We start from the raw sequence: 18,805 nt of genomic DNA on the forward strand, positions 1-18,805 counted from the left end.
ACAATACGGGGGAAACATGGTCGACCGGGAGACCAGCCTAGCAGTGCCGACGGCGCACAATCGCCAGCAAGCCGGCGCTCGCGCCGCGCGGAGGCGGGGCTGATGGAAGGCTTCTTTCAAGCGCTCGCTGCGGGCCTTTTGATCGGCGCCGTCTACGGCCTGATGTGCGTCGGGCTCGGCCTGATCTTCGGCGTCATGCGCGTCATCAACTTCGCCCATGGCGATTTCATGATGCTCGGCATGTATGCCGCCTTCTATCTCTTCACCGCCGCCGGCATCCAGGCGCTGTTCGGCAACACCGTGGGGCCGTTCGTCGCCATCCTGCTGGCCGGACCCGTGCTCGCCGTGTTCGGTTATTTCGTCCATCTGGCCCTGATCTCGCGCGTCTCGGGCACACGTACCGCCTCGCTGGAAGGCGAAGGCCATTACGCCCAGCTCATCCTGACGCTCGGCATCGCGCTGATCCTGCAGAATGGCGGCCTCATCGTTTTCGGATCGGTGCTGGCCTCGATCCGTACGCCGCTGTCGAGCTCGGCCTGGGAGTTCGTTCCCTTCTTCGACATCAGCATCTTCCTCAACAAGGCGCGCAGCATCGACGCGATCGTTTCGCTCGCGATCATGATTCTGCTTTCGCTGCTGATCACGCGCACCCGGATCGGCAAGTCGCTGCGCGCCGCGGCCGACAATCCGACCGCCGCGACCTACATGGGCATCGACGTCGACCGCGCGCACCGCACGGCCTTCGCGCTCGGCTGCGGCATCACCGCGATTGCCGGCGGCCTGCTCGCGACCAACTATCCGTTCCACCCCTTCGTCGGCCTCGAATACGTGATCGTCATGTATGCCGGCGTCGTGCTCGGCGGCATGGGCAGCATCATCGGCGCCTTCTGGGGTGGTATGACGATCGGGCTCGTGCAGCAGATGTCCACGCTGATCCTGCCGACGCAATTGCAGAACGCCGCGATCTTCGCCGTCTTCCTCCTCATCATCTTCTTCCGTCCGCAAGGTTTCTTCGGACGCATGGTCGAGAGGACGTGACCATGCTCCGGATGCGTTCACTGCTGCCTCCCCTGCTCTTCACGCTCGCTTACGCCGGGATATCACTCGGCGTCACCAACTCGTACTACCAGCTCATCCTGACGCTGGTGCCGGTGTGGGCGGTGTTCGGCCTGTCCTGGAATCTGCTCAGCGGCTACACCGGGCTGATCTCGTTCGGCCACGCCGCTTTCTTCGGAATCGGCGCCTATGCGACCGCGCTCGGGCAGATTTATTTTGATATCTCCCCCTGGCTGCTGATCCCGGTGGCCGCCATGCTCGGCGGCATTGCCGGGCTATTGATCGGATTTCCGACCTTCCGCCTCCAGGGCCACTACTTCGCGCTCGCGATGCTCGCCTACCCGCTCGCCATTCTCTACGTGTTCGAGTGGCTCGGCTTCCAGGAGGTCACGCTTCCGATCAAACGTGACGCGCCGATCGCCTATATGCAGTTCTCCGATCCCCACATCTACACGCTGCTGGGGCTGGCCATCATGCTTGCCACCATCGTGCTGACGCAGGTGATCGAGCGATCCCGCTTCGGCATGGCGCTGCTCGCGATCAAGCAGAACGAGGCTGCGGCGGAAGCGGCCGGAATCAACACGCTGGCCTGGAAGCTGCGCGCGATCACGCTGAGCGGCGCGATCGCCGCAGCCATCGGCGGGTTCTATGTGCAGGTGCTGCTGGTCGTAACCCCGCAATCGGTGTTCGGCATGCTGGTGTCGGCGCAGGCGCTCACGGTCGCGATGTTCGGCGGCGTCGGCACGGTGTGGGGGCCGGTCATCGGCTCCGTGATCCTGATCCCACTCGCCGAGATCCTGCACGCGGAGGCCGGTGCGCGCATCCCCGGCATTCAGGGCGTCATCTTCGGCCTAGCGATCGTCTGTGTCATCCTGCTCGCGCCGGAAGGCCTGTTCTGGAAACTGCGCGATCTCCTGCGCAAGCGAAGTGCATCCAAGGCCACGGCTAGCGACACTCCGGAAACGGCCGTCGCCAACGTCACGGCGCTGAAGCCCGCCGCGCGGCAGCGTGCGGCCACCGGCGAGGTGATGCTCGAGGTTCGCAACCTCTCGCGCTCGTTCGGCGGACTCAAAGCCGTTCAGGACGTCAGCTTCAAGCTGCACAAGAACGAGATCCTCGGCATTATCGGTCCCAACGGGGCCGGCAAGACCACGCTGTTCAACCTCCTCAACGGCTTCCTGAAACCGAGCGAGGGCGAGGTGCTGATCGACGGCCGCAACATGTCCGGCCAACGGCCGCACGTGATCTGCGAGGCCGGCATCGGGCGAACTTTCCAGGTCATGCGCCCATTCCTGCGCATGTCGATCCTCGACAATGTCGTGGTGGGGGCCTATGTGCGCGCCGGCTCCGACGCGGAGGCCCGCAAGCTTGCCGCCGACGCGGTCGCCCGCGTCGGGCTCTCCGCCGTGGCTAACCGTGTCGCCGGCGAACTCTCGACCAAGGAGCTGCGGCTGATGGAGCTCGCCCGCGCGATCGCCGGCCAGCCCCGCATCCTGCTGCTCGACGAGACGCTCGCGGGCCTTGGCCACGGCGAGGCGGACGAGGTCGTCGCCGTGATCCAGCAGCTCGCACGCGACGGCATGACCATCGCCATCATCGAGCACACCATGCAGGCGATGGTCCGCCTGGTGGACAGATTCCTCGTGCTCGACCATGGCGCCGTCATCACCGAGGGCCTGCCCGAAGTGGTGACGCGCGACAACCGGGTGATCGAGGCCTATCTCGGCAAGAAGTGGGCGGGCCATGCTGCGAATTGAGGGATTAAGCGCGGGCTATTCGGCCAAGCCCGTCCTGAACGACGTGTCGATCAATGTCGGCGCGGGCCAGTTCGTTGCGATCGTCGGGCCTAACGGCGCCGGCAAGACCACCCTGTTCAAGACGATCTCCGGCATCGTGAAGCCGAGCAGCGGGGCAATTACGTTCGACGGCGTCGATCTGCTCGCAGTGCCGCCGCCGCAGCGCGCCCATCTCGGCATCGCCCATGTCCCCGAGGGCCGCCAGGTGTTCCCGTCGCTGACGGTGATGGAGAACCTCGAAATGGGCGCCATGACCGAAAGCGGCCGGCGCGACTGGCAAACCAATATCGAGCGCATCTTCGAATGGCTGCCGGTGCTGAAGGAACGCCGCAACCAATTCGCCGGCACGATGTCCGGCGGCCAGCAGCAGATGCTCGCGATCGGCCGCGGCCTCGCCTCCTCGCCGAAGCTGCTGATGCTGGACGAGCCCTCGATGGGGCTCGCGCCGTCAACCGCGGACTTCATCTTCGAGCGGCTGATCGATATCCGGCGTCAGTCCGGGCTGACCATGCTGCTGGTCGAGCAGCGCGTGGCGGAAGCACTGGAGTCCGCCGACCACGGCTACGTCCTCGAAGCCGGACACGTCGTGCTCGAAGGCAACAACGACACGCTGCGCGCCGATGATCGCGTGCGCAAAGCCTATCTCGGCATGTGACGAGCAAAAAACAAAGAGCAGGGAGACAACAAGGTGAACAAGACATCGAAGGGCAGCATATCAAAAGGACTGACGCGCCGGACCGTGCTGTCGGGCGCCGCCGCCGTCGGCCTCGCCGGCGTGGCACGTGCGCAGGCGCCGGCCGAGGTCAAGGTCGGACTGATCGTCCCGCTGTCGGGTATCTACACCCGCCCCGGCCAGGTGATGAAGATGGGCGCAGAGATGGGCATCGAGCACATCAACGCGCAGGGCGGCATCAAGGCGCTCGGCGGCGCCAAGCTGAAGCTGGTGGTGATCGACTGCGGCGACACCACCGAGAAGGCCAAGAACGCGGCGCAGCGCATGGTGGCACAGGAGCCCGATCTGGTCGCCGCCACCGGCTCTTATCTCTCGTCCTTCACCCTCGCCGTCACCGAGGTCACCGAGCGCGCCGAACTGCCGGTGCTGACGCTGTCCTATTCGGACCTCCTGACCGACCGCGGCTTCAAATACATCTTCCAGACCGCCGCGACCGCGAGCCGCCAGTCCGAGCTCGGCCTGCCGACGCTGATGAAGCTCGCCGAGAACGCGTCGGGCAAGAAGCCCAAGACCGTGGCGATGCTGATGGACAACACCGCGACATCCGTCGCCACCGCCAAGGCACTCAAGGAAAAGCTGCTCGCACAGGAAGGCCTCCAGCTTGTCGTCGAGGAAGTCTGGACCCCGCCGCTGTCGGATGCCACCCCGCTGATCCAGAAGGTCCGCTCGACCAAGCCCGATCTGCTGCTGTTCATGCCGAATGCAGTGTCGGATGCCAAGCTGGGGTTGGAGAAGATCAGCGAGTTCGGCCTCGGCCAGGGCAAGATCCCGACGGTGTCGTTCAGCATCACCATCGCCGAGCCGGACATGCTCCAGAGCGTGAGCCCGGAGACCGTGCAGGGCATCATGACCGTCGTCGCCAACTGGGGCTCGAAGGGTCACGAGGCGCTGATCGCCGAGCTCAAGGCCAAATACAAGGAGCCCTGGATGACGCAGAACGTCATCTCGAACTATGGCGACATGTGGCTGATGAAGGAGGCGCTGGAGAAGGCCGGCAAGGCCGACCGCAATTCGGTCGCACAGGCCTTCCGCACCATGGATGCCGGCCCGTCGAAATACTATCCGGGCGGTCAGCTCAAATTCGACGAGAAGGGCCGCCGCGTCGGCGCCGGCGTCGTCATCGTGCAATGGCAATCGGGCGTGCCTGTCACCGTCTATCCGCCCGAACTCGCGCAGGCGCAGCCGTTCTGGCCGAAGAAATCCTAAGCGCCGCGCGATTTTTCAGGGAGGAGAATTGTCATGACTGCAAAAAGCAAGTTCACGATCTCGCGGCGAACGCTATTGGCCGGCGCCTCCGGCACGCTGATCGCATCCCGGGCCTGGGCGCAGCAACCTTCCGAGGTGAAGGTCGGCCTGCTGGTGCCGATCTCCGGCCTCTACGCCCGCCCGGGAACGGTGATGCGTGAGGGCGCCGAGATGGCGGTCGACCACATCAACGCGCAAGGCGGCATCAAGGCCCTCGGCGGCGCCAAGCTGAAGCTGGTCGTGCTCGATTCCGGCGACACTACGGAAAAGGCCAAGAACGCCGCCCAGCGCATGGTCGCGCAGGAGACCGATCTGGTTGCTGCCAGCGGCGCGTACCTGTCCTCGTTCACGCTCGCGGTGACCGAAGTCACCGAGCGCGCCAGCCTGCCCGTCCTCACCCTCTCCTATTCCGACCTGATCACCGACCGCGGCTTCAAATACGTGTTCCAGACCGCGGCTACCGCAGGTTCGCAGGCACGGCAGGCGTTGCCCCAGATCATCAAGCTGGCGGAGACGGCCTCCGGCAAGCGGCCGAAGACGGTCGCGATCCTGACCGACAACACGGGGGCCTCGATCGCCTCCGCAAAGGCGATGCGCGAGGGCCTGCTGGCGGAGAACCAGTTGCAGCTGATCGTCGACGAGACGTTCACGCCGCCGCTGGCTGATGCGACGTCGCTGGTGCAGAAGATCCGCTCGGCGAAACCCGATCTGCTGTTCTTCCTGCCGACGGTGATCTCGGACGCGAAGCTGCTGCTCGAGAAGATGAACGAGTTTGGCCTCGGCCAGGGCAAGATTCCAACCATCTCGTTCGGCATCGCGATCGCCGAGCCGGACATGCTGCAAACCGTCAGCCCCGAACTGCTCCAGGGCGTGCTGACCTGCGTTGCAAGCTGGGGCGCCAAGGGCCACGAGGCGCTGATCGCGGAATTGAAGACCCGCTACAAGGAGCCATGGATGACGCAGAACGCGATCTCCACCTATGGCGACATGTGGGTGATCAAGGACGCGCTCGAGAAGGCCGGCAAGGCCGACCGCGTTGCCGTCGGCGAGGCGCTGCGCACCATGGATGCCGGCCCCTCGAAATACTATCCGCTTGGCGAGATCAAGTTCGACGAGAAGGGCCGCCGCGTCGGCGCCGGCATGACCATCGTGCAGTGGCAATCCGGCGTGCCGGTGACGGTGTTCCCGCCCCAGCTCGCGCTGGCGCAGCCGTTCTGGCCCAAAAACTGACTGAGAACTGACAACGCCCGAAAGAGAAACGGAGAACAACATGGACAAGGCGACCTACGACCGCGGGCTCGAAATCCGCAAGAGCGTGCTCGGCAACGAGTTCGTGGACAAGGCGATCACATCCGCGGACGAGTTCAATCGTCCGATGCAGGACCTCACCACGGAGTATTGCTGGGGCTACGTCTGGGGCCGCGACGGCCTCACGCGCAAGACGCGCAGCTTCCTCAATCTGGCGATGCTCTGCGCGCTCAACCGCCCGCACGAGCTGAAAACCCATGTCCGCGGCGCGCTCGCCAACGGCGCCACCAAGGAGGAGATCCGCGAGGTCTTCATGCAGGTCGCGATCTATTGCGGCGTGCCGGCCGGCGTGGATGCGTTCCGGAACGCGAAGGAAGTCTTCTCCGAGCTCGACAAGAAATAACGGAGCGTGACGACGATGAAGGGCAAATGGGCACTCGTGACCGGTGCGACCGCGGGCCTTGGCCTCGCCGTCGCGGAAGGCCTTGCCGGCGCGGGCGCCAATATCGTCCTTCATGATCTCGTCGCGCCGAAGCAGGCCGCGGATGACCTCCGCGCCCGCTTCGGCGTCGAGGTCGTCTCGGCCGGCGCCGATCTCGCCCAGCGCGAGGCGATCGAGGCCATGATGGCCGATCTGCTCGACCGCTGCGGCGCCATCGACATCCTCGTCAACAACGCCGTGGTCAGGCATTTCTCCGCCATCGAGCAGTTTCCGCCCGATCGCTGGGAGCAGGCGCTGGCCGTCAACCTGTCGGCGCCGTTCCATTTGATCCGCCTGGCGCTGCCAGCCATGAAGCAGCGCGGCTGGGGCCGGATCATCAACATGGGCTCGATCTATTCCAGCCGCGCGGTCGAGGATCGCATCGACTACGTCACCACCAAGACTGCGATCCTCGGTATGACCCGCGCGGTGGCGATCGAGACGGCGCGGAGCGGCATCACCTGCAACACGCTCTGCCCAGGCACACTGCCAACGCCCGCGATCCTGAACAAGATCGCAACGATCGCGTCGAACAGCGGCCGTCCGGTCGACGACGTGACCAAGGAATATCTCGGTGAGCGCCAGCCGACGCAGCGTTTCATCGAAATGAATGCGGTCGCCGCCATGGTCGTCTTTCTCTGTGGGCCCGCTGCAAACGATATCACCGGCGCCAGCCTGCCGATCGACGGCGGCTGGTCGGTCGCATGAAAACATTGGGAGTGTTGCGATGACTGAACAATCGGGCCAGAGCGTCGTGCTGACGGGTGCCGCCGGCGGCATGGGACGCGCCATCACCAAGGCCTTGCTGGAAAGCGGCCGCCGCGTCGTGCTGGTCGATCGCGACGCCACGGCGCTTCAGGAACTCGCGTCCACGGCGGGCAACGCGGTGTTTCCGATCCAGCTCGACATTAGCGATGGGCAGGCCGTGGATCGCCTGCCGGACGCCATTCCCGCGCAATTCAAGCCGGTCGACGTCCTCATCAACAACGCCGGGCACGATATCGGCGGGCGGACGCGGTTCGATGCCGGCTCCGCCGACGACTGGTCCAACATTATCCAGACCAATCTGATCGGCCTGATGCGCGTTACCCGCGCGATCCTGCCCGACATGGTCAGGCGCAACGCCGGCCATGTCGTCAACATCAGCTCCATCAACGCCGTCCGCATCGTCCCCGATATGGCCGCCTACAGCACCAGCAAGGCGGGCGTCCACATGTTCACCGAGACGCTGCGGGGCGAGCTGGCGGAAACCGCGATCCGGGTCACCGAACTCCAGCCTGGCCTGACCCGGACCAACATCATCCTGACCCGCTACCGCGGCGACAGGCAGAAGGAAAAAGACTATTTCGACCAGTTCAGGATGGCGCTCGAGCCTGCCGATATTGCCCGTTCGATCGTCTTCGCCCTGGACCAGCCCGCGCACGTTCAAATTGCCGAAATGATGATTCTGCCTGTAAACCGGTACTGACTTTTCCCAACCAGGGTCCGGACATGGAAAGACGTAGCGAATTGCAGTCGACACTCCGCATCGAGGACGTCCCGACCGTCCGGGCGATGGTCGCGCAAAAGCTGCGCGAGGCGATCATGTCCGGAACACTCAAACCGGGCCAGCGCCTGGTCGAACGCGAGCTCTGCGAGATGATGGGCGTCAGCCGGCCTTCGATCCGTGAAGCGCTGCGTGCCCTCGAAGCCGACGGCCTCGTCAACATCGTCCCGCACCGCGGCCCCGTGGTCTCCACGATCAGCCTCGAAGAAGCCCGGCAGCTCTACGCGGCGCGCGCGGTGCTCGAAGGATTTGCCGGCCGCGAATGCGCCAGACTCCACGACCCGGAAGTGGCCCGGCGGATCGGGGAAGCCCTGGCACGGCTGAAGGCGGCCGCAGCCAAGCAGGATCTCGTCGGGAGCCTCGAAGCCAAGACCGACTTCTACGCCGCGCTGATCGGCGGCTGCCGCAACGCCTTCATCGAGCGCATGCTCAAGCCGCTGCACGACCGGATCCAACTGTTGCGGATCACGTCGATGTCGCAGCCGAAACGGATCAACAAGAGCCTGCGCGAGGTCACCGCGATCTGGCGTGCGATCCAGAACGGCGATCCGGATCTCGCCGAGCGCTGCTGCGTCGATCACATCAATGCGGCTGCGGTGGCCGCGCTCGACATGATTGAACGAAACGCCGCCAAGGAGGCGGCGCCTTCCGACGACTAGAAAAACAAGAATTCAGGGAGTGTTCGATGTTGTCTCTGGTACGATCGCTGATCCTGTGTCTCCTGCTCTCGCCCTGCGGCGCGGCAATCGCAGACGACTACCCCACCCGCCCGGTCACGATGATCGTGCCGTTCTCCGCCGGCGGCCCCGGCGACGTCATCGCGCGAATTCTCGGCAACGCCATGAGCGCGACGCTGAAGCAGTCCATCGTCATCGAGAATGTCGTCGGTGCCGGCGGCACACTCGGCACCAACCGCGTCGCCAAGGCCGCGCCTGACGGCTACACGCTGCTCCTGATGCATGTCGGCCAGGCCACCGCGCCCGCGCTCTATGCCAAGCTGCCGTTCGATCCCGTCGGCGACTTCGCCATGATCGGGCTCGTCACTGATGTCCCGATGATCCTGGTGGCCCGGCCGAATTTCCCGGCCAAGGATCTCGGCGAGATGATCGCGCGCATCCGCAGCGAAGGCGACAAGATGACTTTCGGCAATGTCGGTCTCGGCTCAGCCTCGCAGCTCTGCGGCCTGATGTTCATGAGCACCACCGATACGAAACTCTCGCAAATCTACTACAAGGGCGGCGGGCCCGCGCTGAACGACGTCATCGCCGGCCATATCGACGTCTATTGCGATCCCGCGACGGGACCGACGCCCTATATCCAGTCGAACACGATCAAGGGCTACGCGATCACCAGCAAGACGCGCGTCGCGACACTGCCCGGCGTGCCGACCTCGGCCGAGGCCGGCGTTCCCGAATTCGATGTGACGACCTGGTATGGCCTCTACGCGCCGCGCGGCACGCCGAAGCCCGTGATCGACCAGCTCGTCGGTGCGCTGCAGACGGCGCTCAAAGACCCTGCTTTGATCAGCCGCTTTGCCGAGCTGAGCATGGCTCCGGTTGAGGCCGAGCGCGCGACGCCGGCTGCGCTCGAAGCCTTCCTGAAGGCGGAGATCACCAAATGGGGCCGGATCATTAAGGCAGCCGGAATCGAACCGCAGTAGGCCTTCTTCACTCGTCCAGAAGCTCCAGGAACTCCTCGATCCGGCCGAACGGGTCCGCATGCCCGCGGGCGGCGCAGACGACGCGATCGCCGTCGCGCTGGAGCGATCGCGCTCTGGATTTCCGCAGCCGCCCGGGGAGGAAAGTGGCAGCGACGGCCTCGGGCCCGACATCGAGCCTGACGATGCCACGCCGCTTGCAATCGATCCGGAGCCTGGCGGCCGCAAAGAAATCACGCGCCTCCGGCGGGAGCCTGCCGAAACGCCGCGAGGTCTCTTCCTCCAGATCTTCCAGATCGTCGTCGCTCCGGCACCTGGCGGCGCGACCATAGATCTCGAGCCGCATTGCTTCCGACTGCACATAACCTTCAGGCAACATGTCGCCGACAGGCAGATTCAGATCCGGCACCCACAGAAAGGCGCCCGAGTCGTTCACTCTCTCCGAGGCTAGCTTCAGGAGATGACTGTAGAGCACCGGCCCGAACACCTGCACGTGCCCGGACTGCTGTTCGGAAAACAGATCGCCGGCGCCCCTGAGGTCCAGGTCGCGCTCGCTGATGGCAAAGCCGGCGCCGGGCTTGCTGAACTCCTCGAGGACGGCCAAACGCTTCTCGGACTGCTCCGAGGTCGACTCCGTCAGCAGATAGGCGAAGGCGCGCGTTCCGCCGCGTCCCACCCGCCCCCTGAGCTGATGGAGCTGCGCGAGGCCGAACTTTTCGGGCCAGCACACCACGATGGTGTTCGCGCGCGGGATATCGAGACCGCTTTCCACGATGTTGGTCGCCAGGAGGACGTCCGCTTCGCCATCGACGAAACTCATCATGCGGTCGTCGAGGTCGTCGACGGGCATCTTGCCATGAAGGCAGACGATGCGGAGATCGGGCGCCAATGATTGCACGCGCGCCAGCATCGGCTCCAGATCCTGGATGCGCGGGCAGATCAGAAAACTCTGTCCGTGCCGCCGCCGCTCGCGAAGCAATGCTCCGGCAATGGCCGCATCCGACAGCGGAGCGATCTTGGTCACGATCGGAAGCCGGTGAACCGGCGGCGTTGCGATCACGCTGAGATCCCGGAAGCCCGCAAGACCAGCAGCGAGCGTGCGCGGGATGGGCGTCGCGCTCATCCAGAGCGTATGGGCATTCTTTGCCAGCCCAGAAAGCTTCGCCTTCTCCGCCGCTCCGAAGTGCTGCTCTTCGTCGATGATGACGAGGCCAAGATCGGCGAACTTCACATCCTTTGCAGAGAGCGCCTGCGTGCCGACAACGACTTTCAGCCTGCCGCTTCGCAAGCCCTCCTTGATCCCTCGCGTCTCCGGGCCGGAGGTCGCTCGCGACAGGCTTCCGACGTCAATACCGAGAGGACCGAAGCGCTTGCGGAAGGTTTCGACATGCTGCCGCGCCAGGACCGTGGTCGGCACCGCGATCGCCACCTGTTTCCCGGACAGCGCCACCGCGGCTGCCGCGCGCAACGCCACCTCGGTCTTTCCAAATCCGACGTCGCCGCACACCACCCTGTCCATGGGATGACCTGCCGCGAGATCATCGAGCACGTCCTGAATGGCCTTCGCCTGATCGACGGTCGGGAAATACGGAAAACGCGCAACGAACCTTTCATAGAGTGGCCCGGGTGCGACCAGTTTCGGCGCGCGGCGGCGGTGGCGCTGGCTGATGTGCTTTGCGAGCGCCTTGGCGGCGACCTGAATCTCCGCCTCGGCCTCGGTCCGCCGCGCCCACCATGTGCTCCCGTCCGCCTTGTCCCGTGCCAGCTTGCCGGGCTCGGCCGCATACGGCCAGATCAAGGCAAGATCGGCCGGCGGCACGAGAACGGCGTTGTCTCCCGCGAACGCAAGCCTGACCATCTCGCGCCGCGATCCCGTCCCCATGGCGAGGGTTTGCAAGCCGTCGAGCAGAGCGAGTCCGCGCTGCAAATGGACCACCGCCGCGCCGCGTTCCGGAACGTCAGGATGGTCGAATGCGGCCGTCCAGGCTCTCGCCATGGGCTGCGGATGATGGGCTCTGCTGCCGAGCACGTCGGACGCGGTGACGATGACGAGAGGCTTGCGGCCGGCCCCGACGAAGCCGGCATCGAAATCGGCCAGGAACGCCGTTTCGCGATCCCGTCCCTCGGTCGCCTCGCTCCAATCGGCGCAGCGCTCCGCCTTGATGCCGCTCATCCGCTCCATTGCGCGAAGGTCATCCTCGACGGCCGCGACGAACAGCACCCGCGACCCGGCGCGTTGCATGTCGTCAATAAAAGCGCGGAGGATCTTTCTTGGCGATGAGGCTTTCGAGAAATCGGGCGTCGGCGTGAAGGCCGATTTTTGCGGAAGCACGCTGATGCGCTTCTTCATCCGCTTCCAATCCGCCCGTCCGAGATACTCGCGCTCCGCATCCCTGCGGCCAGCGGCCTCCTCGATGGTGCCCAGCCAGATATCGGCGTGGCCCGGTACGCCGGCATCCACGATCCACCGCGCGCGAGCGCAATAATCCGGCAGCGTCGCCCGCTGTCCGCGCTTGCCTCCGAGCGCAATCTGTTCGGACATCGGATCGATCAGCAATTCCCTGGTCTCGTAGACGACCTCATGCTCGACCGGATCGACGGCAACGATCTTACGGATAACACCGTCGGAATGTTCGATCCTGAAAGGACCAAGTGCGCCCGCGGGAAACACCTCGAACGTCTTGCCGTGGAACAGGACGCCACCCGGATATTCCGCCTCTTCGTCGAGGTCGTAGCCGAGCGCATCCAGACGGCGTTCCAGCTCGGCCTCCGAATAGGCCGCGCCCACTTTCAGGCTGAGGCTGGTCTTTGACCAGCTCGCCGGCAGTGGCAGCCGCTCCATGATGGCCTCTGCGGTCGATACGAGGAAGACCGGCTTCCTTGCCTTGGCAAGGCGCCGCAACACCGAGCTCCGCCTGCCCGCGATCTCGCGCGACGGCTCCAGACCATCGAATGGCAGATTGTTCAGTCGCGGGAACACCAGCACGTCGACCGAAGGGTCGAGCGCGTGGATCACGCCGCCCAGCCGCTCCGCCCTGTTCTCATTGTCGCAGAGGAAGACGAGGCCGTCGCGGCCGGACTTCTCCCACTGCTCGCGCAGATGCAGCGCCAGCATGCCGAGAGGCGATGAGGACGAGACCGTAGAACGCGACGCGCTCTTGCCTTTCGAGCCTTTACTCTCTGTGCTCTTCGAACCCTTGCTCTTTGAACCCTTGCTCTTCGAGCTCTTGGTCTTCGGGCTCTCGCCTTTCGAGCTTTTGGCCTTGGTCTTTTTCGCGCCGGTCGCGGCCCGGGCTTTTTTGGTGGACGCCAATGTGTATCCAACTTTGTTTCAGAAATAGAGTCGCGCGCCGACGAGCCCTGCCGTAGAGCTCGGTCGACAACGCGGACTGGGCCTAAGCGCCCAAGCACGTCATTACAATTTCACGATTGCGTTGGAAAGCACGGATGCAAGCCCCGACGACCGGCCTGCATGCCAAAATAAGGCCTATTGCAGGACCTTCGGCAGCACCACGACCACGTCGACGCTCTGCCCGAGGATTTGCGTCGCAACCACCGCGAGGTGATGCGAGAACTCGTCCTCGATCTCGCTCGCGCAGTCTTCGTCCCTGGCAATGGCGAACAGCAGATTGCCGTCGATCTCGTCGAATCGGATGCCGGCGAAGATGCGATCGAACGTCTCGGCGCCCGCGATGCCCGCGATTCGCGCCTGGATGGCTTGGTCTTCGATGAGGGACAGTTTCATCATAATCGGGAACATGGGGGCGCACCTCCCAAATGCAAGAGCGGAAGCGTGCTGGCGCGACCCGCCGCGCGAACTATATTAATCGTGTCGTCCCGCCTGCCCCCGTCTGCCCTTGAGGAAACTCTTGATTCTCTTCCTGCTGCTGGTCTCCGTGCCGATAGGACTGTCGGCCGGACGCTATTATCTGTTCGGCGATGGCCGGGGCAATTGGCAGACGGCGGATCGCTCGAGCGCCGGCTTGTTGCCGCCGGCATCGGCCAATCCGGACGCGCTGATCCGGGTCTTTGCCGCGCGCACGGTGCGGTGGCGCAGCATTTTCGCGGTCCACAGCTGGATCGTCGTCAAGGAGAAAGGTGCCAGCACCTACAGCCGATACGACTACACGGCGTGGGGCGACCCGATCCGGAGCAACGGATTTGCACCCGACGGCCGCTGGTTCGGCGCCATGCCCGAAACCGTCGTGGCGGTCGACGGCGCGCGGGCCGAAGCGCTGATCCCCAAGATCCGCCACGTCGTCGAGACCTACAAGTTCCGCGCCTACGGCGATTACAGCGCCTGGCCCGGACCGAATTCCAACACCTTCGTGCAGGCGGCGCTGGACGCCGTTCCCGAGCTTCGTGCCGTCCTTCCACCCACCGCGGTCGGCAAGGACTATCCGTACAGCGGACGCTGGGCCGGCATCACCCCTTCCCGTACCGGCGCCTACGCCTCGCTGTCGGGTTACCTCGGCATGACGGTCGGCTGGGTCGAAGGGTTCGAGATCAATTTCTTCGGCGCGGTGCTGGGCATCGACATCCGGCGGCCGGCGCTCAAGCTCCCCGGCATCGGCCGCCTGGGCATCGCCGCCGGCCTGTAGAGCGCCCGCCGGCGCCTCGCCAAACAAAAAACTGAAAAACAACCCCATGCACAGTAGAACCGCCCTTGGCCGGTTGGTCGCGGTGGCGCGGCTTAAGTCGAGATGAGGCTTGGGTGAATTGCCTTGCGCGCGCAGAACGAGAGGCATCTCTCCTGCAACGCACGTTGAGGTGCTCGACGGGCCCGATGTCTTCAGACGCCGGTCATTTGACTCGTCGGGCAAAACACCGGCAAAATTGCAACGTGGCAATCAGGCTAAGGATGCGCTCGACCAGGCCGACCATGGGTCCAGCAAGCCTGCTTGAATCCTAGCCCCCAAGCGCCGGAATATTTTCGCGAAAGATGATCTCGCTACGCGGCGCCTCGATGCCGTGCATGGCGCTGCGGCCGGCGCGCAGATTGTCGAAGATGCCGACACAGCTCATCATCGTGTTGAGCTGATTTTGAGTGATGACGGCATCCATCGTCCCGTCGAGCAGAAAGCCGCGCGTATCGGAGGTCAGACCATGGCCAATGAAGACCACGTCGCGCGCCCGGTTCATTTCGTTCAGGGCGCGAGCGACACCATCGGCGGCGCCGCCGATGTTGTAGATTCCGGCAAGATCCGGATGCTGGCCCAGCAGCATGCGCGTCTGGCGATAGTTGCGGTCGGCGTCATCGTGACCTTCGCGCAGGCCCACGACCTTGATGGCCGGGAACAGTTCTTCGAAGACGTGCAGAAAGCCCATTTCGCGTTCTTCGTGCGCGCGGTAGCTGCGGCTGCCCGCGATCATCGCGACCTTGGCCGGACGCTCGCCCAGAAAGCGCGCGATCAGATAGCCGGCGGTGCGTCCGATCGAGCGATTGTCCAGTCCGATATAGGCCGCGCGGCGCGCATTCAGGATATCCGAGATCAGCGTCACCGTCGGCACGCCGTGCTCCGCTAATCGGTCGACGGCTTCCCTCACGACGGGATGCTCGAGCGCCATGAAAGCGATGCCGTCGGCCTTGTCGCGGGCCCGCCAGAGCTGACGTGCCAGCAGGTCGGGATTGAAGCCCTTGATGGTGTCGACCTGACAATGGACGTTGAAAGGCGCGAGCCGGCCGTCGGAATGGGCGATCAGCTGCCCGAGCGTGGACAGGAAGCGGTTGGTGCCGGCCGGCAGCAGGAACAGGAGCCGCATCGGCTTCGGCCGCATCGCCGCCAGGATGTTCTCGGCCGGCATGTAGTCGAGCTCGGACGCGGCGGCGAGCACCCGCTGCTGCGTAATCGCCCGCACACCGGGCCGACGATTCAGCACGCGGTCGACCGTCGCCGTGGAGACGCCGGCCCGGCGCGCCACGTCAACGATGCGGCTCAGCGAAGGAGCCACTGGTTTATTCATTCCGGGGCCCAATCGTCGAATACATCAAAAACCATCACCTTTATCGTTTGACATGCTAGCTCAAAGTCGCAATTTTCGCATCAACATTGTCGCAGAAACATCAAATAACATCAAATCGCTGTTGGAGGAGAAGCCCATGTCCCTGACCCGTCGGCGCGCCTTGCAAGCCCTGTCCGTTCTCCCCGCCGCGGGCTTGATGGGCGGTCTCTCGCGCCCGGCCCGGGCGGCCGAGTTCTCACTGAAATACGGCAACAACCTGCCGCTGACGCATCCCCTCAACATCCGCGCCCAGGAAGCCGCCGACCGCGTCGCCAAGGAGAGCAATGGCCGGGTCGAGATCGCCATCTTCCCGAACAACCAGCTCGGCGGCGACACCGACATGCTCGCCCAGGTGCGCAACGGCGCGCTGAACTTCTTCACGCCCTCCGCGCTCGTGGTCGCGACCCTGGTGCCGATCGCCGCGATCAATGCGGTCGGCTTTGCCTTTGCCGATTACGATCAGGTCTGGAAAGCGATGGACGGCGGGCTCGGCGCGCATATCCGTGCCGCCATGGCCAAGGTCGGCCTCCATACGTTCGAGAAGATGTGGGACAACGGCTTCCGCCAGATCACCAGCGGCACCAAGCCGATCGAGAGCGCCAAGGACATGGACGGCCTCAAGATCCGCGTGCCCGTGTCTCCGCTCAGCATCTCCATGTTCAAGGCGCTCTCGTCCTCGCCGACCAGCCTGCAATTCAGCGAGGTCTATTCGTCGCTCCAGACACGCATTGTCGACGCGCAGGAAAATCCGCTGCCGATCATCCAGGTGGCGAAGCTCTACGAGGTGCAGAAGTACTGCGCGATCAGCAACCACATCTGGGACGGCTTCTGGTTCATCGCCAACGCCCGCGCCTTCAACGCCCTTCCCGCCGATCTCAGGACCATCGTCAGCAACGCCATCAACGATGCCGGCTTGAAGCAGCGCGAGGACATCAAGACGTTCAATGCGACCGTGCAGGCCGATCTCCAGAGCAATGGAATGAAATTCACCACGCCTTCACCGGACTCGTTCCGCGCAAAACTGCGCGACTCCGGCTTCTACGGCGAATGGAAGGGCCGCTTCGGCGACGAAGCCTGGGCGCTGCTCGAAGGCGCCGTCGGCAAGCTGGCCTGAGCGCGATGACGATCGCAGAGCATCAGATGACGGATTATCTGGCGGCGGCCGGCCACCCTGCTTCCGCTGCGGGCACGCGCAAGCTTGCGAGCGCCTTTGGCACCGTCGACCGCTGGCTCGGTGCGGTGGTCGAGACCGCCGCGGCAGCTGTCGTGCTGGTCGAGATCGGCATCATGCTCGCCGGCGTCATCATGCGATACGTCTTCCACAGCCCGCTGATCTGGTCGGACGAACTGGCCTCGATCCTGTTTCTCTGGCTCTCGATGCTGGGCGCGGTGATCGCGCTGCGCCGAGGCGAGCACATGCGCATGACAGGGCTCGTCAGCCATGTCGGCCCGGGCGCACGCGCCTTTCTCGACACGATCGCGGCGGTGGCGCCGCTAGCCCTGCTGGCGCTGATCCTGCATCCCGCCTTCGATTATGCGAGCGAGGAACAGGTCATCGTCACCCCGGCGCTGGAGATCAGCAACGCCTGGCGCGCAGCCGCAATTCCCGTGGGGATGACCCTGATGGCCGTCGTCGCCGCGATCCGGCTCGCGACGCATCACCGCCCCGCGTTGGTCGTCGCGGCCCTCATCACCACCGCCGTCCTGATTGCCGCATTCTGGCTTGCCGGACCGTTGCTCGCCCCGCTCGGACGCTACAATCTCATCATTTTCTTCGTCGGCGTGGTCGCAGCCAACGTGTTCGCCGGCGTACCGATCGCCTTCTCCTTTGCGCTCGCGACCTTCGGTTATCTGGCGCTGACAACCAGCGTCCCGATGATGGTGATGGTCGGCCGTCTCGATGAGGGCATGTCGCACCTGATCCTGCTCGCGGTGCCGCTGTTCATTTTCCTCGGCGCGTTGATCGAGATGACCGGCATGGCGCGGGCCATGATCCAGTTTCTGGCAAGCCTGCTCGGACATGTCAGGGGCGGACTGTCCTACGTGCTGATCGGGGCCATGTATCTGGTCTCCGGCATCTCCGGCTCAAAGATCGCCGACATGGCCGCGATCGCGCCAGTGCTGCTGCCGGAAATGCAGCGGCGTGGCGCCAAGCCCGGCGACCTCGTCGCGCTGCTGTCGGCCACTGGCGCGCAGACCGAGACCATTCCGCCGAGCATCGTGCTGATCACCATCGGCTCGGTGACCGGGGTCTCGATCGCGGCGCTGTTCACGGGCGGCCTGCTACCGGCCCTGGTCGTGGGCACCGCGCTCTGCGTGGTGGTGTGGCGGCGCTACCGGAACGAGGATCTGAGCCATGTGCGGCGGGCCTCGAAGCGCGAGATCGCAAAGCTCACAATGATCGCTCTGCCCGCCATCCTGCTGCCCTTCGTGATCCGCACTGCCGTGGTCGAAGGTGTTGCCACTGCCACGGAGGTCTCGACCATCGGCATCGCCTACGCCGTGCTGATGGGCCTTGTGGTCTACCGCCAGTTTCCCTGGCGGCGGCTGAAATCCATGCTCGTCGAGACGGCCTCGCTGACGGGCGCAATCATCTTCATCATCGGCTGCGCCACGGCGATGGCCTGGGGACTGACGCAATCGGGCTTCTCGCAACAGCTGGCGAAGGCGATGGCGGCGATCCCCGGCGGCGCCCACGGCTTCCTCGCGATCTCGATTGTGACCTTCGTCGTGCTCGGCAGCGTGCTCGAAGGCATTCCGGCCATCGTGCTGTTCGGCCCATTGCTGTTTCCGATTGCCAAGCAGGCCGGCGTGCATGAAGTGCACTATGCGATGGTCGTGATCCTCGCGATGGGCATCGGCCTGTTCGCGCCGCCGTTCGGCGTCGGCTATTACGGCGCCTGCGCGATCAGCAAGATATCGCCGGACGAAGGCCTCAAGCACATCTGGGGCTATGTCGCGGCGCTCTTCATCGGCCTCGCCATCGTCGCGGCCGTGCCGTGGCTGTCGATCGGCTTCCTCAAATTCTGAAGATCATGGG

The 18,805-nt window shown here is 64.7% G+C and carries 16 protein-coding genes; 13 read left to right on the plus strand and 3 right to left on the minus strand.

Going from position 1 to position 18,805, the window contains the following annotated elements:
• The first annotated feature begins 102 nt into the window (after positions 1 to 102).
• From AB7G19_RS28730 to AB7G19_RS28775, 10 genes are read left to right on the plus strand one after another with little or no spacing between them, the layout of a single operon-like run.
• A complete protein-coding gene (locus AB7G19_RS28730; protein ID WP_028147199.1) occupies positions 103 to 1,038 on the plus strand; it encodes a branched-chain amino acid ABC transporter permease in 936 nt (311 codons plus the stop codon).
• Between the two features lie 2 nt (positions 1,039 to 1,040).
• Positions 1,041 to 2,813, plus strand: coding sequence for a branched-chain amino acid ABC transporter ATP-binding protein/permease (locus tag AB7G19_RS28735; RefSeq protein ID WP_441268551.1), 1,773 nt, complete (start codon positions 1,041 to 1,043; stop codon positions 2,811 to 2,813).
• On the plus strand, positions 2,800 to 3,507 hold the full coding sequence (locus tag AB7G19_RS28740) for an ABC transporter ATP-binding protein (RefSeq protein WP_441268552.1): 708 nt from the start codon (positions 2,800 to 2,802) through the stop codon (positions 3,505 to 3,507). Before AB7G19_RS28735 ends, AB7G19_RS28740 begins: the two co-directional genes overlap by 14 nt.
• 33 nt (positions 3,508 to 3,540) lie before the next feature.
• Positions 3,541 to 4,791, plus strand: a complete 1,251-nt coding sequence (locus AB7G19_RS28745; RefSeq protein WP_441268553.1) for an ABC transporter substrate-binding protein — start codon at positions 3,541 to 3,543, stop codon at positions 4,789 to 4,791.
• Positions 4,792 to 4,824: 33 nt separating this feature from the next.
• Positions 4,825 to 6,060: an ABC transporter substrate-binding protein gene (locus AB7G19_RS28750; protein WP_063984369.1), complete on the plus strand. Its 1,236-nt coding sequence runs from the start codon at positions 4,825 to 4,827 to the stop codon at positions 6,058 to 6,060.
• A gap of 40 nt (positions 6,061 to 6,100) precedes the next feature.
• Positions 6,101 to 6,481: a carboxymuconolactone decarboxylase family protein gene (locus AB7G19_RS28755; RefSeq protein WP_441268554.1), complete on the plus strand. Its 381-nt coding sequence runs from the start codon at positions 6,101 to 6,103 to the stop codon at positions 6,479 to 6,481.
• Between the two features lie 15 nt (positions 6,482 to 6,496).
• Positions 6,497 to 7,267, plus strand: a complete 771-nt coding sequence (locus AB7G19_RS28760; protein WP_441268855.1) for an SDR family oxidoreductase — start codon at positions 6,497 to 6,499, stop codon at positions 7,265 to 7,267.
• Positions 7,268 to 7,286: 19 nt separating this feature from the next.
• Positions 7,287 to 8,027: an SDR family oxidoreductase gene (locus AB7G19_RS28765; RefSeq protein WP_441268555.1), complete on the plus strand. Its 741-nt coding sequence runs from the start codon at positions 7,287 to 7,289 to the stop codon at positions 8,025 to 8,027.
• A 23-nt stretch (positions 8,028 to 8,050) separates the two neighbouring features.
• Positions 8,051 to 8,764 (plus strand): GntR family transcriptional regulator, encoded by a 714-nt coding sequence (locus tag AB7G19_RS28770; RefSeq protein WP_085403183.1) that lies wholly within the window; start codon positions 8,051 to 8,053, stop codon positions 8,762 to 8,764.
• 26 nt (positions 8,765 to 8,790) lie between these two features.
• Positions 8,791 to 9,765, plus strand: coding sequence for a tripartite tricarboxylate transporter substrate-binding protein (locus AB7G19_RS28775; RefSeq protein WP_441268556.1), 975 nt, complete (start codon positions 8,791 to 8,793; stop codon positions 9,763 to 9,765).
• Between the two features lie 7 nt (positions 9,766 to 9,772).
• Here AB7G19_RS28775 and AB7G19_RS28780 read toward each other — a convergent pair whose 3' ends face one another.
• Both AB7G19_RS28780 and AB7G19_RS28785 read right to left on the minus strand, forming a co-directional pair.
• The gene (locus tag AB7G19_RS28780; protein ID WP_441268856.1) at positions 9,773 to 12,877 is read right to left on the minus strand and encodes a DEAD/DEAH box helicase; all 3,105 of its coding nucleotides are present in this window, start codon (positions 12,875 to 12,877) and stop codon (positions 9,773 to 9,775) included.
• A gap of 372 nt (positions 12,878 to 13,249) precedes the next feature.
• Complete coding sequence (locus AB7G19_RS28785; protein WP_441268857.1) at positions 13,250 to 13,510, minus strand: hypothetical protein; 261 nt, start codon at positions 13,508 to 13,510, stop codon at positions 13,250 to 13,252.
• Between the two features lie 121 nt (positions 13,511 to 13,631).
• On the opposite strand from AB7G19_RS28785, the gene AB7G19_RS28790 reads away from it, so the two are divergent.
• Positions 13,632 to 14,363, plus strand: coding sequence for a DUF3750 domain-containing protein (locus tag AB7G19_RS28790; protein WP_441268557.1), 732 nt, complete (start codon positions 13,632 to 13,634; stop codon positions 14,361 to 14,363).
• A gap of 307 nt (positions 14,364 to 14,670) precedes the next feature.
• Here the strand turns inward: AB7G19_RS28790 and AB7G19_RS28795 are convergent, their stop codons facing one another.
• Positions 14,671 to 15,726 (minus strand): LacI family DNA-binding transcriptional regulator, encoded by a 1,056-nt coding sequence (locus AB7G19_RS28795; protein ID WP_441268558.1) that lies wholly within the window; start codon positions 15,724 to 15,726, stop codon positions 14,671 to 14,673.
• Between the two features lie 136 nt (positions 15,727 to 15,862).
• On the opposite strand from AB7G19_RS28795, the gene AB7G19_RS28800 reads away from it, so the two are divergent.
• Both AB7G19_RS28800 and AB7G19_RS28805 read left to right on the plus strand, forming a co-directional pair.
• Positions 15,863 to 16,879, plus strand: a complete 1,017-nt coding sequence (locus tag AB7G19_RS28800) for a TRAP transporter substrate-binding protein (RefSeq protein ID WP_441268559.1) — start codon at positions 15,863 to 15,865, stop codon at positions 16,877 to 16,879.
• Positions 16,880 to 16,884: 5 nt separating this feature from the next.
• Complete coding sequence (locus AB7G19_RS28805; protein ID WP_441268560.1) at positions 16,885 to 18,795, plus strand: TRAP transporter large permease; 1,911 nt, start codon at positions 16,885 to 16,887, stop codon at positions 18,793 to 18,795.
• Positions 18,796 to 18,805 lie beyond the last annotated feature (10 nt).

Origin of the sequence: Bradyrhizobium sp. 215_C5_N1_1 (assembly GCF_052075935.1) — a bacterium.
Taxonomy (GTDB): Bacteria; Pseudomonadota; Alphaproteobacteria; order Rhizobiales; family Xanthobacteraceae; genus Bradyrhizobium; species Bradyrhizobium barranii.

Coding starts and splice junctions, on each gene's coding strand:
- AB7G19_RS28730 (WP_028147199.1), top strand. CDS start 103: ATGGAAGGCTTCTTTCAAGCGCTCGCTGCGGGCCTTTTGATCGGCGCC.
- AB7G19_RS28735 (WP_441268551.1), top strand. CDS start 1,041: ATGCTCCGGATGCGTTCACTGCTGCCTCCCCTGCTCTTCACGCTCGCT.
- AB7G19_RS28740 (WP_441268552.1), top strand. CDS start 2,800: ATGCTGCGAATTGAGGGATTAAGCGCGGGCTATTCGGCCAAGCCCGTC.
- AB7G19_RS28750 (WP_063984369.1), top strand. CDS start 4,825: ATGACTGCAAAAAGCAAGTTCACGATCTCGCGGCGAACGCTATTGGCC.
- AB7G19_RS28755 (WP_441268554.1), top strand. CDS start 6,101: ATGGACAAGGCGACCTACGACCGCGGGCTCGAAATCCGCAAGAGCGTG.
- AB7G19_RS28760 (WP_441268855.1), top strand. CDS start 6,497: ATGAAGGGCAAATGGGCACTCGTGACCGGTGCGACCGCGGGCCTTGGC.
- AB7G19_RS28765 (WP_441268555.1), top strand. CDS start 7,287: ATGACTGAACAATCGGGCCAGAGCGTCGTGCTGACGGGTGCCGCCGGC.
- AB7G19_RS28770 (WP_085403183.1), top strand. CDS start 8,051: ATGGAAAGACGTAGCGAATTGCAGTCGACACTCCGCATCGAGGACGTC.
- AB7G19_RS28775 (WP_441268556.1), top strand. CDS start 8,791: ATGTTGTCTCTGGTACGATCGCTGATCCTGTGTCTCCTGCTCTCGCCC.
- AB7G19_RS28780 (WP_441268856.1), bottom strand. CDS start 12,877: ATGCTGGCGCTGCATCTGCGCGAGCAGTGGGAGAAGTCCGGCCGCGAC.
- AB7G19_RS28785 (WP_441268857.1), bottom strand. CDS start 13,510: ATGATGAAACTGTCCCTCATCGAAGACCAAGCCATCCAGGCGCGAATC.
- AB7G19_RS28795 (WP_441268558.1), bottom strand. CDS start 15,726: ATGAATAAACCAGTGGCTCCTTCGCTGAGCCGCATCGTTGACGTGGCG.
- AB7G19_RS28800 (WP_441268559.1), top strand. CDS start 15,863: ATGTCCCTGACCCGTCGGCGCGCCTTGCAAGCCCTGTCCGTTCTCCCC.
- AB7G19_RS28805 (WP_441268560.1), top strand. CDS start 16,885: ATGACGATCGCAGAGCATCAGATGACGGATTATCTGGCGGCGGCCGGC.